General features: G+C 57.0%; 11 protein-coding genes. 4 read left to right on the forward strand and 7 right to left on the reverse strand.

Annotation, left to right across the window (positions count from 1 at the left end; genetic code table 11):
- Positions 1-160: 160 nt before the first annotated feature.
- Positions 161-1,240: an alpha/beta fold hydrolase gene (locus tag QGH09_09715; protein HJO18461.1), complete on the reverse strand. Its 1,080-nt coding sequence runs from the start codon at positions 1,238-1,240 to the stop codon at positions 161-163.
- A 142-nt stretch (positions 1,241-1,382) separates the two neighbouring features.
- Positions 1,383-3,224: an NAD(P)-binding protein gene (locus QGH09_09720; protein HJO18462.1), complete on the reverse strand. Its 1,842-nt coding sequence runs from the start codon at positions 3,222-3,224 to the stop codon at positions 1,383-1,385.
- Positions 3,225-3,365: 141 nt separating this feature from the next.
- On the opposite strand from QGH09_09720, the gene QGH09_09725 reads away from it, so the two are divergent.
- The 3 genes from QGH09_09725 (at position 3,366) to QGH09_09735 (ending at position 7,004) form a co-directional block, all read left to right on the forward strand.
- Complete coding sequence (locus tag QGH09_09725; protein ID HJO18463.1) at positions 3,366-4,043, forward strand: hypothetical protein; 678 nt, start codon at positions 3,366-3,368, stop codon at positions 4,041-4,043.
- A 148-nt stretch (positions 4,044-4,191) separates the two neighbouring features.
- Complete coding sequence (nhaC, locus tag QGH09_09730; GenBank protein HJO18464.1) at positions 4,192-5,694, forward strand: Na+/H+ antiporter NhaC; 1,503 nt, start codon at positions 4,192-4,194, stop codon at positions 5,692-5,694.
- Between the two features lie 152 nt (positions 5,695-5,846).
- The gene (locus QGH09_09735) at positions 5,847-7,004 is read left to right on the forward strand and encodes a peptidyl-alpha-hydroxyglycine alpha-amidating lyase family protein (GenBank protein ID HJO18465.1); all 1,158 of its coding nucleotides are present in this window, start codon (positions 5,847-5,849) and stop codon (positions 7,002-7,004) included.
- A 66-nt stretch (positions 7,005-7,070) separates the two neighbouring features.
- On the opposite strand, the gene QGH09_09740 is transcribed toward QGH09_09735, so the two are convergent.
- The 5 genes from QGH09_09740 to QGH09_09760 all read right to left on the reverse strand — a co-directional run bounded on the left by QGH09_09740 (position 7,071) and on the right by QGH09_09760 (position 14,023).
- Positions 7,071-8,609: an amidohydrolase family protein gene (locus QGH09_09740; protein ID HJO18466.1), complete on the reverse strand. Its 1,539-nt coding sequence runs from the start codon at positions 8,607-8,609 to the stop codon at positions 7,071-7,073.
- Between the two features lie 53 nt (positions 8,610-8,662).
- Positions 8,663-10,198: a sulfatase gene (locus tag QGH09_09745; GenBank protein ID HJO18467.1), complete on the reverse strand. Its 1,536-nt coding sequence runs from the start codon at positions 10,196-10,198 to the stop codon at positions 8,663-8,665.
- A gap of 150 nt (positions 10,199-10,348) precedes the next feature.
- Positions 10,349-11,263, reverse strand: coding sequence for a carboxypeptidase-like regulatory domain-containing protein (locus QGH09_09750; GenBank protein ID HJO18468.1), 915 nt, complete (start codon positions 11,261-11,263; stop codon positions 10,349-10,351).
- A 328-nt stretch (positions 11,264-11,591) separates the two neighbouring features.
- On the reverse strand, positions 11,592-13,013 hold the full coding sequence (locus QGH09_09755; GenBank protein HJO18469.1) for a sodium/proline symporter: 1,422 nt from the start codon (positions 13,011-13,013) through the stop codon (positions 11,592-11,594).
- 98 nt (positions 13,014-13,111) lie between these two features.
- Positions 13,112-14,023: a DUF6569 family protein gene (locus tag QGH09_09760; GenBank protein ID HJO18470.1), complete on the reverse strand. Its 912-nt coding sequence runs from the start codon at positions 14,021-14,023 to the stop codon at positions 13,112-13,114.
- Between the two features lie 159 nt (positions 14,024-14,182).
- On the opposite strand from QGH09_09760, the gene QGH09_09765 reads away from it, so the two are divergent.
- Positions 14,183-16,450, forward strand: coding sequence for a S9 family peptidase (locus tag QGH09_09765; protein ID HJO18471.1), 2,268 nt, complete (start codon positions 14,183-14,185; stop codon positions 16,448-16,450).
- The last annotated feature ends 13 nt before the right edge of the window (positions 16,451-16,463 follow it).

The raw sequence follows: 16,463 nt of genomic DNA on the forward strand, positions 1-16,463 counted from the left end.
GGTAAGGAATTTAGATTCTAATGCACCAGTCCAGAGAGTTGAACCTTCCCCCCGACCAGCGGTAGACTCAAGCCGCAATCCGCACTTGCCCGTAGATTTTCGGTCTCCACATAAGTGCGAGTCCCCTTGGGGACGCCAACTTTGTGGAAAGCATTCTCACTCAATCGGCGGGGTCATTATGAAAGAACTTAATTATTTCATCATTCATAAAGTTGAGATCGTTTGAGTCGAATCCAGCTCCAGCTATGTGGCCCCACAGAGTAGGAATGATCCGCAACTCAACTCTTGGTATTTTCTGAGCCTCAGCTTTTAAAGCATCTATATGAAAATACATATCAGTCTCACTCGGCATATATAAAACTCTAGCCTTGATAGAGTTTAACGCTGCTGTGGCATTTCCATTAAAGCCCGGTGAGTTTCCAATATTATTATTCTGCCAAGTCCTTGCAAGAGCGATAAGATCATTGGCATCCCAAGTTAAAACACGCTCCTCGAACCAATCGATGACTTCTTCTGCAGAATTAAGCCCCATCTCCCTATAAAGTTCTTGCCTAAACCATTCTTGAGACCATCCCCAACTAGCCCAATGCGCTCCTCCAGCTCTTAGGCCCACTTCAGGAGGTTGTTTATAGTTCCCTTCCATAAACGCGCTATCAGCTTTAATCGCTGAAATAAACCCTTCTAATCGTATTTTTCCATGAGGGTATTCAACTGCTGATCCGGCTATTCCGACAATTGAATGAACAAACTCAGGATAACTAACGCCCCACTGGAAAGCTTGTTGAGCCCCCATAGAAAAACCTACAACAGCATGAATTTCTTCTACGCCAAACTTTTCTGTGACGAGCCGATATCCAGCTTTGACATTGTCCCTGATAGAGATCAAAGGGAAATTGGGCCCATTAAATGGTGCGGGCGTATTACTTGGAGAGCTTGATAAACCATTTTGAAACATGTCCGTTGCTACGATAAAGAATTTTTCTGGGTCTAGCGCCATCCCTTTTTTTATTAAGAAATCAAAACCATGATGGTCGCCTAGATATGCTGATGGAACGACTATCAGGTTATCTTTCTCTTCATTAAGTTTTCCATGAGTGACATAGGAAAGTTGTGCGTTCGTGAGGGTTGCTCCAGACTCTAATTGAAGATCGCCAAGATTAAACATTTTATGATTTCCATCTGCCAGTAGATGCGTGAAGGTCAAGCAAAACAGGAATAAGAATTTCCGTTTAATGTTCATATTTACTCGCACCCAATAGCAGGAAAGACTATCAGTGAGGCTAGATTCTACAACTGGCTGGTAGAGGGTTAAACGCGGGTTTGTTTAATCGCTCGGCTAACTGGCAATCCGCACGTTCCCCCGTATTTGTGGAGTTCGGCTCTCATCCGTTCGCTTCCTGGACCGCACGGTAGGCGTGCGCAATCGCCGCATTGGTATCGGATGATGCGCCGGCATCTGAATTGGCGATCGTAATTCGGCCGAACGGCTTGCGACCCTGCACCCAGGGCTTATCTTCTTCGGAACCGTAGGCCGGCTCCCACAGAAGGTCAGGGCTGTACGAGTACCCGTGCGGCCATCGATTCACGGTGATGCCAGTAATGTCGCGCTCCGCATCGAACCCGGCGCCTCCCAGCGCCTGGTCGAGCTGGTCGCGAACGTGATACTCGAACATTGAGAATGGCGTCTCAAGTAAACGCCGTCTGCCTGCGCGCCACTGCTCCGGTCCCTGGATATCGCCGAAGTACGGCACATAGCACATGTGCAGCACCATCGGGTCATCGGGCGATGCGCCGAAGCTGTAGTTGCCGAGTGACACAGGATAGTCGAGTTCGACCTGCTTGAAAAAGTCGTTGGTGTAGAAGACGAAGCTGATGCCGAGTTCCGCAAACCAGTGCCAGTTCGGAATCATCACCTTCGTGTAGGTGAGTGGAATCTTGACGTTGTACGCCAGTCCCTGCCGCTGGGTCTCGGGTAGTTCCGGACATATATAGGGAATCGCACTGTTGTAGCAGGCCAGAATGCATTTCCTCGCCCGCACGGCGTGGACATCTCCCCCATGCACATACGTCACGTCGACAGCTCTCGAGTCCGCTGTGTGTTCGACGTTGACGACGGTGCTATTCAGACGGATGCCGAGATCTGCACCCTCCTGATCGAGCAAGGTGTAGTCAAGGTGAGCCGTTACGCTGTCCTCCATCGTGCTACCGGGCAGCGCTTCAGGAATCAGCTTTCGAACCAGCAACCTGGCAACAGAAGCGTTGCCGTCCGGGAAGTGAAAGATGTAGGGCTCACTGCCCCGGCCACCTTCTCGCTTCACTGTGTGCTCGAGGCCAGGCATGCCGCCACCGTCGGAGTATCCAAGGATGTAGATTGCCGGCACTTCGTCCATGCCGACGCACCAGTAACTCATGCCCCATCGTTGGTACATCTCCAGTACTTGCTCATCGACTCTCACGTAATCGCGCAGGTAAGTCCGGTAGCTGATCCTGCTGAGCAGGCCGACCTTTTCTTCGCGTGACATTCCCGGAAGGTAATCGACCTCGGCGCTAAACGCGCGAACGAGATCCGCCTTGGCCTTGTCACTCATTGGCGTTTCAGCCGCAAACTCCTCCCAGGGGCGACTACCGTAGCCGCGGACCAACTTGCGCTCACCGTAGGTTCCGCTGTCGTACGCGATGGCGTAGGACAGATTCAGTGAATTGTAGAGTTCTTGATTGTAGTAGTCGTAAAAGCGCTCGACGTCGATGCCAATATCTTTCAGCAACTCTTTGGAAACGTCCGCATACCCGGACGGCGTGTCGATGGATTCGGTACCGCCGTAGGCAATTCGAGTCTCGCTACCCACCTGGAATTCGTTGCGCTTGGCGTGGCCACCGAAATCGTCATGATTGTCGAGGACCAGGATGCTGGCCCTGGGATATTCCCTTCGGAAAAAATGTGCCGCCGAAAGACCACTGATGCCACCACCAACGACAACCAGATCGTATTCCCGCTCGGGAGCGCCCCTCGGCCAAGTCATGCCGGATACCCGCGCGTGCATGGTCTCCCATGAACCGTCGTGGCTGCCACGAAGGCCAGTCTTGGCAGGCGGGTAATAGTCGGTGCCTAGCTGAAAGTTCGATGCATCGGCGCCGAATACGTCCGTCCACGGATTCAAGAGCGACGCGCCGATTGCAACCTGGGTGCCGTTCAGGAAATCGCGTCGAGTAATTCTCCCTTTCATTGCCCCTCCACCCTGACTATACAGGAAAGAACTGGTCGACTAACTGGCAAGACTAACTTCGTCCTCTATGCGAATACACCACTAAACGTGTACTGGATTGATTATCATTGTAGCAACTGAAACAGACCCGGGAGAAACACGATGATAACTACTAAGCGGAACTTGATGACAGTTACTGCGGCTGTAACCGCATTGGTGTTCACCGGATTTTCGACCGGTGCACAGCAACAGAGTGACGAGCCGCCCGAGATGGGTTTCTTTCTCACTAGCGTCGGCCTCGGTGATGGCGGCAACTTGGGCGGCCTGGCAGGCGCTGACGCACATTGCCAGGCACTGGCCAACGCAGCAGGTGGCGGTGGGCGCACATGGCGGGCCTATTTGAGCACTCAGGGACCAGGCGCGGTCGATGCTCGTGACCGAATAGGGTCAGGACCCTGGGCAAATGCAGATGGCCTGGTTGTGGCCACCAGTGTAGAAAACTTGCACTACGACAACTCGAATTTCAACTGGGAACACACTCTGGATGAGAATGGGGCTCAAGTCGCCTCGCGCATAGACGGGGACCCCGACTTTACGGAACACGACGTTCTAACCGGCTCACAAATTGATGGCACTGCTTTTCCGGCGGGTGAAGACCAAACGTGTCACAACTGGACCAGCAATGACGAGGGCAGTGCAAGAGTAGGCCATGCCGACCGCTACTCTTTCACGACGCCAGGCTCTCCCTGGAATTCTTCCCACGGGACACCGGGTTGCACGCAAGAGAATCTCGTCAGCGTTGGAGGGGCAGGCTTGCTTTACTGTTTTGCCACCAACTGACCTAGGGGGCAGGGTTCAAGACATGAAGTCCATGCGCTTAGAACCGTGAAGGATTGTCAGGATGGCCAAAGCTGGCACGAACAACTTAGCATCCTCCTGTTCTTGAAGTGTTGGTCAGCATTCCATTTGGAGCAAGGCTGTATTTCCTATGAGTAACGAGGCGAACCAGGTCAGGCACGAACCCACATTGGGTCAGGCCCTGACACCAGTGGCCCTGTTGATCGGCTTACTCGCGTCGTCCGTGTACTTGTTCGGAGACAGTTCTTCTTCAGGTCCGAACCAGATCGCCCTCATTTTTGCCGCCGGCCTAACGATCATTATTGCCATCAGAAATGGTTACACCTGGAAAGAAATGGAACGAGGCATGGTGGGTGGAATCTCACTGGCCATGGGGGCGCTCCTGATTCTTCTCGCGGTTGGATCACTGATCGGCACATGGATTTTGGCTGGCATCGTGCCAACCATGATTTATTACGGGCTTCAGATTCTCTTCCCGACCATCTTCTATGGTGCAGCGGCCGTGATTTGTGGCCTGGTCGCACTGGCGACTGGTAGTTCATGGACAACCGCCAGCACGATTGGCATTGGCTTGATGGGGGTGGCTGTGACCCAAGACCTGAATCTCGGATTAGCAGCCGGCGCAATCATTTCAGGGGCTTACTTCGGGGACAAACTGTCGCCCTTATCGGATACGACAAATTTAGCTGCGGCGATGGCCGGTGCTGACTTGTTTACACACATCCGACATATGCTGTGGACAACGACACCGAGTTTCCTTATTGCCGTTGGGTTCTTTGTCATTGCTGGATTCGTGGGCGCACAGCCTGCACCAACGGACAACCTGGAGGTCGTCCTCCGTGATTTAGAGGCGCAATTTTCCATCGGCCTGCATCTTCTGCTCCCCGTTATTCTTGTCATCGTCCTGGTACTGAAGAAAATGCCGGCGTTTCCGGCAATTTTTCTGGGCGCATTAGTCGGCGGGCTTTTCGCAGCAGTGTTTCAACAGGCAACCGTCCTCACCTACGTGGGCGAAACAGATCTACCGAGGTCCGTGGCTCTGATCAAGGGTGTCTGGATTGCCATGTTCGATGGCTTCGTGCTGAATTCTGGGAATGCCACGCTCGATGAGTTGCTCAGTCGCGGGGGGATGTCCAGCATGTTCGGGACAATCTGGCTCATCATGACCGCGATGATGTTTGGCGGCGCCATGGAAGCAAGCAGAATGTTGCAGAGAATCGCAGACGGTATTTTGAGCTTCGTTCGCGGCACGGCCAGCCTCATTGCAGCCACCATCGTGACGTGCATCAGCACGAACGTTATCGCGTCCGACCAATATATTTCCATCGTGCTCCCGGGCCGAATTTTTCGGGCCGAATACCGGAATCGTAAACTGCACCCAAAAAATCTGTCACGAACGATTGAAGATTCCGGCACCCTGACATCACCACTGATCCCCTGGAATACCTGTGGGGCCTTTATGTCGCAAGCACTCGGCGTGGCCACGTTGACTTACCTGCCATTTTGTTTTTTTAATCTGATAAGCCCTCTAATAGCAGCCATTTACGGGTATGCAAACTTTACGATTGAAAAATTGGAGGCGTCCGACTCCGACGAACCTGAGGACATTGAACACGCCCTCGGACCGCGGTAGGCTCCAAACCGACTCAGCGCATTTCCCTGGATTTTCGGCGTTTATCTGGTAGTGGTAGGATTGTCCCTCGCGAATTCGCTAAATGCTGAAGCCGCCGGGCGATGGGGCCGAGAACACGGGCCACTGAACGCCTGGTCGATGGGAGAGAGACCATGTCATCGTCACGATACCTAATAACCACATTGCTAGTGAGCGGTGCGCTCGTAGTTGGTGGGTGCGCCACCGAGCCCGAGCCCACCGCCGAACCCGCTCCGCCACAGGGCAACATCATCACGGGTGAAGGCCTACCGAACCCGACCTCGACCGTAATCGAGAATTGGGGCGACCTGCCCGAAGGCCGCGAGTGGGGCTCGACCGCCGGCATCGACATCGACCCGTTCGACGGCCAGGTCTGGGCTTACGAGCGTTGCGGCGCCGGCAACTTCGGTGCCGGAGCGGCGGTCAACTGCGACTCCAATCCTGTTGACCCGATCTTTAAGTTTGACCGCACCACTGGGGAAGTCCTGGAGAACTTCGGTGGAGGCGTCATGGTCACGCCGCACGGCATTCACGTGGATGCCGAGGGAAACGTTTGGGTGACCGACTTTGCGGTGAACGAAGAGGGAACCAAAGGGCATCAGGTCCACAAGTTCAGCTCCTCGGGCGAGCTGCTGATGAGCCTCGGCACTGCGGGCCAGGCGGGGAGCGGCCCGAACCAGTTTAACCAGCCGAACGACGTGGCCATCGGACCGGACGGCAGCATCTATGTCGGGGACGGACACAACGGCCAGGGCATGACCACTGGACAGGCAATGGCCGCAGGACGTGAAGCGGGCTCCACCGGCCGCATCATGAAGTTTTCGGCCGACGGTACGTTCATTAAAGAGTGGGGACAGATCGGGACGCTACACGGCGAGTTCCGCACACCCCACGCGTTGGCGTTCGATTCTGCAGGACGCCTCTTCGTGGCCGACCGAGGGAACCATCGCATCGAGATCTTCGACCAGGACGGCAACTATCTCGACTCCCGTTACTCCTACGGGCGCATCAGCGGTATCTTCATCACCGGGGACAACATGCTGTATGCGATCGACTCCGAGTCGAGCGGGACGAGCCATCCAGCCTGGAGCAACGGTGTGCGCATCGGGCCCTTGAACGAGGACCGCATCACGGGCTTCATCCCGCCGTTTGATTCGGATTCACGGCCCTACCAGGGCGCAGCTGGCGAAGGCATCGCGGTCGACGCAGACGGCAATGTGTATGCTGCCGAAGGCCCGAACTCACTCAGCTGGGCTGGTGGAGCGTTCACCAAATACGCGGTCGGTCAATAAAGTACTCCGTGGGCGCTCCAGTCATACACGGCTGGAGCGTCCTACCCATGCTCGCTGGACTCGCCCTTATCGACGGCGTGGTAATCGCGGCACCGTAATAGGGCCCGCCGCTTCTACCTGAGACCAGATCCGACGACCCACCCTGTCGGCCTCGGCGATGATGCTGTCCTCATCCATCGTGAGGACCTCACGGTTGCGCATGACGAACTGGCCATCCACCATCACGGACTCGATGTCGGACGGTTGCCCGTTGTGAATCCACGCGGACACGATTCGCCCAGCTGGCACGAGGTGGGCGCGTTGTGTGTCCAGTATGATCAGGTCTGCCTTTTTCCCGACCTCGAGCGAGCCAAGGTGTGCTTCCTGACCGACGGCTCGCGCACTGCCTAGCGTGGCGTCGTCAAGCATGTCTTCCGGCTGCGGCCGTGTGCCGGGAAACGGGTCATCGCGTGAGATGCGTTCCGTCAGAAGGGCGACCTTCATGACCCCGAACATATCGTTGGTATTGTTGTCGGTGCCGTTCGCGATCGGACACCCCGCCTCTCGGAGTTTCGCAATCGGGGGAATAACCCCTCGGTTCGCGGCCATGTTGGCCTGATGCGAAATCACGGTACCGGTGCGCCCGAGCAAGGCGATGTCGGCATCGCTGACATAGCGGCAGTGCGCCGCAAACAGCCGAGGGCCGAGGAACTCATGTTGATCAAGAAACGCCGGCGGACGCATTCCGTGGTGTCGCACCATGAATTCGACCTCCGCGACGCTCTGCGAGAGGTGAATGGTGTATCCCAGGTCGTGTTGCTCCGCGAACGCGCGGATGGCACGCAGTAGTTCAGGCGAGGAGGTCTCAGCCAGGGCGGCTGCCGGAAACACACTGATGCGTCCCTGATTCGCGCCGTGCCACGTCGTGAACAGGTCGCTGATCCGCTGCAAACCTTCGTCCCTCCGTCGGGCTGAGAACCTGGGAGTGTCGCTGTTCGCGAGCCCACCCGGGGACATCGGCCCAGCCACATTCTCGCTGTCACGGACCGACTCCGCGAACACACAGCGCAGGCCTGTCTGCGCCAGTGCCGCGGCGGAGCGACTGATGTTTCCGGTGTATTCCACAATCGTGGTGGTCCCGGTCCGGATGGCTTCCAGAGCCGCAACGGTCACCATCAGCGTGGCCTCTTCCCCCTCGAGGAGACTGCCGGGCCGAACGGCCAGGCGTGCGGAATTCGGAAATCCGAAGTCTTCGTTGAACCCCCTAGCGAGGACAGCCCCCATATGGGCATGACAGTTGATGAGACCGGGGAGTAACGCCTTGCCCCGTCCGTCGTAGACATCGGCGTTGGGATGCGTTTCGAGCGCCTGGTCGGTGGGACCGATTGCCACGATGCGGTCATCTTCGACCACGAGTGCCACGTCATCTTGCACTCCATCGGGACCGATGACGGTGGTATGAGCGAAGACCACGGTCCTACTCGAGGTGGCCTGAGCTCGAAGGTCGCGTTGCCCGAGAAGGAATGCCGCGGCACCGGCACCGGCGAGCATTTGCCGACGGCTGAAGGTGCCCTCCTTCTGTGATGACTGCGAAGACGACTTAGAATTACCGGTCAACTTAGCCATGGTGCATTACCTCGCTTCGGCCGATGCTTGTCTCGGGCCGCACTCGAATCCGGTCAATAGGACACAAAATCAATCTTCCGCACATTTCCTTCGCTATCAACCGCATATCCATCAGGTGCCCCACCCTCCCAGGTTAGGTCAGGCAAGAGAGCGTGTAGCTCCCGCCGGTGGTCCTGAACTATTTCCTGGTTTGTGCGTTTGTAGGCCACGTTGTCCCATTCGTGTGGGTCAAGGTCGTGGTCGTAGAGTTCTTCCAGGTTGACATCGGGATAATAGATATAGCGGTAACGCTGGCTTCTCACGGCGTGCCCCACCACCGGTTCCTCGGTCCACGTGAACTGATAACTGGTCACCACTGGTGGAGTCGTCGCGTTGGGTTCTGTGAGTTGAGGAACCAGGCTTCTTCCATCCAGGTGTGCAGGCCGTTCATAGCCAGCCAGGTCAACCAGTGTGGGATAGAGGTCCATTAAGCTCACCGGTTGACCGCTGGTCGTGCCGGCCTGGGTCACTCCGGGCACGGACATCAGCAACGGTACGCGAGTGGACCGTTCCCAGAGGGTGAATTTCTCGATGTTTTCCTTTTCCCCCATATGCATGCCGTGGTCAGACCACACCATCAGGATGGTATTTTCGGCGTAGGCCGAATTCTCCAACGCCTCCAACAGTCGGCCGAGCATGGCGTCGGCAAACGTGATCGACGCAGCATAGGACTGGACCACCTTCTCCCATTGCTGGTTCTCCACCACCCACTGATGGATCCACCGACGCCCATGGTCGAAAGCGTCCTCAAGGTCATCTGCCTTGACCTCAGGGAGGACGATGTCTTCCAAGGGATACAAGTCAAAATATTTCTGAGGTACCTCCCAGGGGTCGTGCGGTTTCCACGTCCCCACCCCGAGAAAAAATGGCCTGTCGTGTTCCTGGCTGAGCTGGTAACGAGCCCAGTCCATAACATGATAGTCAGCCATTTTTTCGTCTTGGACCGTCACTGGACCCCACGTCCACCAGCCGCCCTCGCCACCGGGTCGGGTCGAGTTGTCGACCTCGGGAGGGTAAATCACGTCGTTGGACGCCCGAATCTGGTAGGGGTGGGAGATGTAGGAACTTGGGTAATAGAAGTCCCAGTTGTCCGGTTCGACCTGGCTCGTGGGTGCCCATGGTGGGGCCTGGCTGTGATAGAGCTTTCCGGCGCCCAGGGTCTTGTAGCCACGATTCTTGAAAAACTGTTCAAGGGTCTCCACCTGCTCCAGCCCCTCAAAGCCTCGCCACTCGGGGCCATCTCCCCAGAACACATTCTCCGCTCCTGACCGAGCGTGATGGACGCCGCTGAGGATGGCGGTTCGGGTAGGCGCGCAGGCCGGAGCCGGGGTGTGCGCGTTGGTGAACACCATGGAAGAGGCTGCCAGGCGGTCCAGGTTCGGGGTGTGAACCTTCATGCCTGGATGACCGTTCATAAACCCGACCCAGTCATTCAAATCGTCCGCCGCGATGAACAAAATGTTGGGCTTCGAGTTCCTACTTGGGACTTGCGTGGTTCCACAGTTAGTGCCTACAAGAACCAGTGCCACTAGCACGATAAGTTTGAGCATAGGCAGCATTCCTAGTGTGTGTTTATCCATGACCCGACGCTCCCTTAATTGTGCCCGACAATCGTCGTCCCTGAATCCATCGGGTTAACCGGTCTGCCACAGCTTCCAGCCGATCTTCTGATACTCCTCGGACAGCACATTCCCAGACTGTCATTGTTCTCCAGCCACGCGCCCGCAACTCTTTAAGTGTCCTGGCATCGACAGACCGATTGCGATCAATCTTCTTGCGCCAGAACACCCTGTTGGATTTTGGCCACCTGAACAGATGACAGCCATGTCCGTGCCAGAAACACCCATGCACGAACACGACCGCCTTGTAACGCCGAAACGTGAGGTCAGGCTTGCCAGGCAATGCCGGTGAATTACACGTTCCTGGGTGCAAAAATCGAAGAAGTCGAGCGGCTCTTCTGCTCGCCTCGTGGTGTCGTCGTAGAGTTCACGCCACTGGTTCAGGAACGGTGACCAGAATGTCCGGCTCCACCGACCCGTCCTGATTAGCGGTGCTTCCAACGCTTCTTGTTCAACACGGGAAAGATGCCCGGCAGTCAATACTCCTGCCCTGCCTACGGCGGTTATGGCTTTCCGCATTCTGCGGAGCTGCCACTGTCGTGATGATAGAGGTATGACAAGGAGGCATAACAAACCGATAAAGACACTCGCAATCAGCCGAAGAAACCAGATGCGGACATCTATGGAAAGTGTCGCATTCTGCTTAACGGAGTCTGAAACATCGTCAGGCACGGTCACCTTGACGCTTACCTCGTCATAGAACCGTGCCTTGATCCTGCCAAGCCAATCCCGGGGGGGCGGGACGAGTGCGAAGGTGACAGTGTAGGTGCCGGGGAGTAGGTCGTTAGTCACGTAGCGACCCTCACTATCTGTAATCTTAGGAGGGTCAACCACGACACTACCGTCTTCGCTCCTTACGGAAACGGAGACGTTCTGTAGCTCAGCTCCACTTTCTGTGAACCAGGTAACCACGCCCTCAAGCGGGGCTTGGGCAAACGCGGCTGCCGGCAACATCAGTAAAGACAGCGCGACAAAAAGCGACTTCGACAGTTGCATCGCGTTAGAACAATCGAGCTTATGCCAGCGGGCTTACGTCTGGGAGACTGAGAAAACCGTTCCCTGGGAAGAGAGACAACCGGTAGCAGTTCCAAGCCTTAACGGAACCTCAAACCCAACCGAAAGTCTCGCTCCACCGGTCAGCATACCGCGAGATGGACAAGGCAGGGGAACAGGAATGTAGGTATCGAGGAAATGGTGCGAGTTTCCCAGATTTGCACAGAGAATGCCACCGTCAAGAAAACTCTGACCTATAAGATGTTGCGAACCGCCGCACACGAATGCCAAAGGGCAGGTCCACATGGACACAGTCGTTCTTTTGAGCAGTTCATCTTTCGAACCGTCCCCCCGACTCCCTCAAAAGCGGCTTGATGAACATCAAGTAACCCAGAATGCCAAACACCATAGCAGGAGCGACCTCATAGATGATTGCGCCCCAACCAAGCGCTCTCCAGCCCAACGCAATCGCCGTGCAACTGGTCATGACCAGCAGAGCCTTGGTCTCCGTGAGTTTCTCACCGAGGGCATAAAGAATGATCAGCGGAGCGAAGGCCGCAGCCAGTACAGACCACGCATACAGCACGAGCACAAAGACACTGTCTATCCCGAACAGTGAAATGGCCAGTGCAACCATGGTGACGACTGCCGTCGCGAACCTCCTGAACCACACAGAACCCCCTCTCTGACCGGCGATGTCTTCCGTCAGGGCCGCACTGCACCCGAGAATCTGGGAGTCAGCAGTCGACATCGAAGCCGCAACAATTCCGGCCAGCACCAGGCCGACAAGAATCTCCGGCAGCAGCGCTGTGGTCATCATCGGCAGCGCCAGCTCAGGGTCGAATGCCGAGGTGTCAGGAAAGATTAACCTGGCGCTCAGGCCGACCGAGAACGTCAGGACGCAAAACGCGAAGTAGGCACTGTAGTAATACGTCCGCGCTTTTCTCATGTGCCCCGGGTCATCAAGGGCCATGAACCGGATCATGACGTGAGGTTGCGCGATGATTCCCACTCCCCCGGCGACATAGCCCAGAATGAAAAGCGCGATGGTCAGGACACCGTTACCTACAGTGGCAGGGAACAGATTGAGATAGGTTGGTGACACATTCCCGAGACGAGCAAAAAACGCCTCGACTCCACCAATCTCCTGGACCCCGACGACAAGCATCATGGCCATGGCGAGAAACATCACCACCACCTGGGCGGCATCCGTCCAGATGGATGCACGGATTCCCCCGGTGAGGCAGTAAAGCAGGACAAGCACGCTGCCGAGAATCGCCCCGATGCTGTAGTCCCAGCCGAAAACCACATACAGCGCCTTGCTGCTCGCGTTGAACTGAGCCGCGGCATAAGCTCCCAGAAAGAGCACGGTGATGATGCCCGCCAGAAGGCGGACCTTCCTGAAATCATCTCCCCCCCAGGTCGCAACAAGGGAACCAAAGCTGAGATTGCTTCGCTGTTGCGACACCGCCCGCATCTTCGCGTGGATGAAAAAGCTGGCCAGAAAATCACCGGCCATCCAGGCGAACATCACCCAGAGCGATTCGAGCCCGCTGGCATAGGTGTAGCCGATGGCCCCGATGAACATGTAGCCACTGTTGTTGGTGGCCATCGCAGAGAGACCAACGAGCCAGGGACTGACCGAGCGGCTGGCGACCAGGTAGTCAACGCTGCTCCTGTCGCTGCGAAGCGTCGAGGCGACGCCGATGGCAACAAACATCGCCAGGAAGATGACGAAGCTCGTGATGATCATGGTCGGCTCTTTACACCCACGCCGCTTCCGGTGGCGGCGCGGTGCAGACCTAGATCCTACAGCTGCCTAGCGGGGAATGGAATGCGGCAGCCTGCCACTCAGCCGGCAAACGCCGCGAGGTGTACGAGGCTGTCTTCCACGAGGAGCGCCCCACTGGTCGCATCATTCCCGCCGAAACGGGCGTCCCATCCCATCCCGACGCTCGGCCACCCCTTCCAGGAGCCGGCACAGAGATGCTCGATGAGGTCCTCCGGGGAGCGTCGAGTCCTGTCCGCCGGCTTCCCCTTCTCGATCGCATCGATGGCCCAGCTCCGAACGAGTCGTGGACTGAACGTGCGCCACGTGGAGCTGGCATCGAACAGTTCCACGCCACATTCGTGCCCATCCAGCGTGAAGACCGCTCCGACCTGATGCTCCACCGGAGTGCACCGGTCCACGAACCTGTCCAGGCGATTGCTCCGGTCGGCGTAGATATCCTCCATCGCGTCAGTGTCTGAGGACACCCCCATGCGCTGCGCCTTCTGCGAGATCTCATCCCACACCGCACCCTGGTCCGCACGGGGAGGCTGTTCCATACGCAGCTGCTGCGAAACGTGACGCATTTTGGTTGCCCGCGCCGTCTGGTGCATCATGTGGTCGCTTGTCCTGAACACGCCAGGCCGAGTGGACCATCGGCCCTGCTCAACACACGTCACCGGAATCGTCGTCTTGGATTTTGGTGCCACCATGATGCTCAGGTTCACGATGCGATTCTGCTTTGCCCCGAGCAGCTGTTCCCCGTCCACAATCAGCACCGGCAGCGAACCCTTGTTGATTACGTGCAGTTCCGGTACACGTCCGGAATCGGAAACCTCCTGAACCGAGCACTCACCACGGGCGAGCGCCTCCGCGAGCGTGAGATACTGCGCCTTCCCCGCTGCCGGATACAGTAACGGTGTCATGCCGAGCCGGTCCTCCGTGAGCGTGTCCCCGCGTTGAACCTGTCGTAAAGCGATTTTGATTGTCTCCATATTGCCCTCCTTGGCCATGAATCAACAGATGAGAATACCCAGAGGGCGTGACAGACTAGGTCATTCTTGTTTTCGAACCGCTGGTAATACAATTGTGCAGAGCTTCAGACTCTGACCACCGACCTGTTCCTGGAGCTTCCCGACACGAGGCCACTCACCATGCTCAACCAGCTCACGAAATACATCGTCTACACCGCCATCGTGACGCTCTGCGGTGGAATTCACCTTGCCGCACAGACTGCGCCCGGACCGGAGCTCACCCTGGAGCGGGTCTTCAGTTCTGACGAGCTCATCCCTGAGACCTTCGGCCCGGCACGCTGGCTCGCTGACGGTTCGAGTTACACCACGGTGGAGCCATCAGCAGCATCGGCAGTTGGCCAGGACATCGTGCGGTATGACGCGGCCACCGGGAGCCGGCAGGTCCTGGTCTCATCAGCCAGGCTGATTCCTGAGGGTCACACCACGGCGCTTGAAATCGATGACTACCGCTGGTCACCCGACGGCCGTTTCTTGCTCCTCTTCACAAACAGTCGACGCGTGTGGCGACAGAACACCCGGGGGGATTACTGGGTCATCGACCGTGAGACCTGGGCAATGCACCAGCTCGGCGGCGACGCCCGACCTTCCACACTCATGTTTGCCAAGTTTGCGCCCACCGGGAGACGGGTCGCGTATGTTCGCGAGCACAATCTTTACGTCGAAGCGTTTCCGGAAGGTCAGGTTCAGCAACTGACCAGTGACGGGTCGGACACCCTCATCAACGGCACCTTTGACTGGGTCTACGAGGAGGAACTCGGTTTACGCGACGGATACCGATGGAGTCCCGACGGACGGTTCATCGCCTACTGGCAACTCGACAGCAGCGAGGTGCGCAACTTTACCCTGATCAACAACACCGATTCGCTCTATCCGCAATTGGTCACGATTCCGTATCCGAAAGCCGGTGAGAGAAATTCCTCCGGTCGCATCGGCGTGGTCAGCGCCGAGGGTGGCGAGACGCAATGGATGGAGGTGCCTGGTGACCCGAGTAATCACTACATCGCACGGATGGACTGGGCTTACAGCTCTGAAACCATCGTGCTCCAGCAGTTGAATCGACTGCAGAACACGAATCGGGTAATGCTGGCTGATGCGGAAACAGGAGAGGTGAATACCCTGCTGACAGAGCTGGACGAGGCCTGGCTCGACGTCGGCAACGACCTCCGCTGGCTGAACACGGGAGCGGAATTCACCTGGGTCAGTGAGCGTGACGGCTGGCGCCATGTGTATCGTGTCTCGAGGGACGATGGAGACCCCATCCTCATCACCCCGGGAGACTTCGACGTCATCAGTGTCGAGGCCGTGGATGAGCCTGGTAACTGGCTTTACTTCATCGCCTCGCCAAGCAATCCCACGCAACGATATCTGTATCGGACCGCACTTGATGGACAGACCGAGCCGGAACGGCTCACACCTGCGAACGCTGCAGGAACGCACCGATACGACATCGCCCCTGGCGCCAGCTGGGCTTTTCACACCCACTCATCTTTTGGGACGCCTCCCGTCGTCAACGTGGTGAGGCTGCCCTCCCACGAGATAGTACGCACACCGGTGACCAACGCAGCGCTCCGCGCGAGCCTGTCGACACTTGAACGCGGCACTGTGGAGTTCTTCCGCGTTGATATCGGCCAAGAGGTTGAACTGGACGGCTGGCGGATGATGCCTCCGGATTTTGACCCGACGAAGCGGTATCCAATTCTCTTTCATGTTTATGGCGAACCCGCCGGGCAAACCGTGTTAGACCGCTGGGGTGGAGACCGCTATCTCTGGCATCTCCTCTTGACGCAACGTGGGTATCTGGTGGTGAGCGTTGACAACCGGGGCACCCCGGCACCACGGGGTCGGGCCTGGCGAAAAAGCATTTACCGGCAGATCGGCATTCTGGCGAGCGCTGACCAGGCCGCGGCAGCCCGCGCAATTCTCGAGTGGCCTTACGTCGACCCGGCAAGGGTCGGTATCTGGGGCTGGAGTGGCGGGGGGTCCATGACGCTCAACATGATGTTTCGACATCCCGACATCTACCAGACCGGAATATCGGTGGCACCGGTCACCAACCAACGCTTCTACGACACGATTTACCAGGAACGTTACATGGGTTTACCTTCAGATAACGAAGCTGGTTTTACACACGGGTCGCCGATCACCCACGTCGACGGCCTAGAGGGGAACCTGCTTCTCGTACACGGAACAGGGGACGACAACGTTCACTATCAGAGCTCTGAAGCGCTCGTGAACGCACTCATCGAAAAGAACAAGGTGTTTACAATGATGGCGTATCCCAATCGGACGCATTCTATTCGGGAGGGTGAGAACACCTCGAGGCACCTCTTCGAACTGCTGACCCGGTATCTGGAACAGCACCTCCCTCGAGGCCCATCGCTTCAGTGAGCTTACTGTCGAT

Source organism: Vicinamibacterales bacterium, from assembly GCA_036012125.1.
Taxonomy (GTDB): Bacteria; Acidobacteriota; Vicinamibacteria; order Vicinamibacterales; family UBA823; genus UBA11600.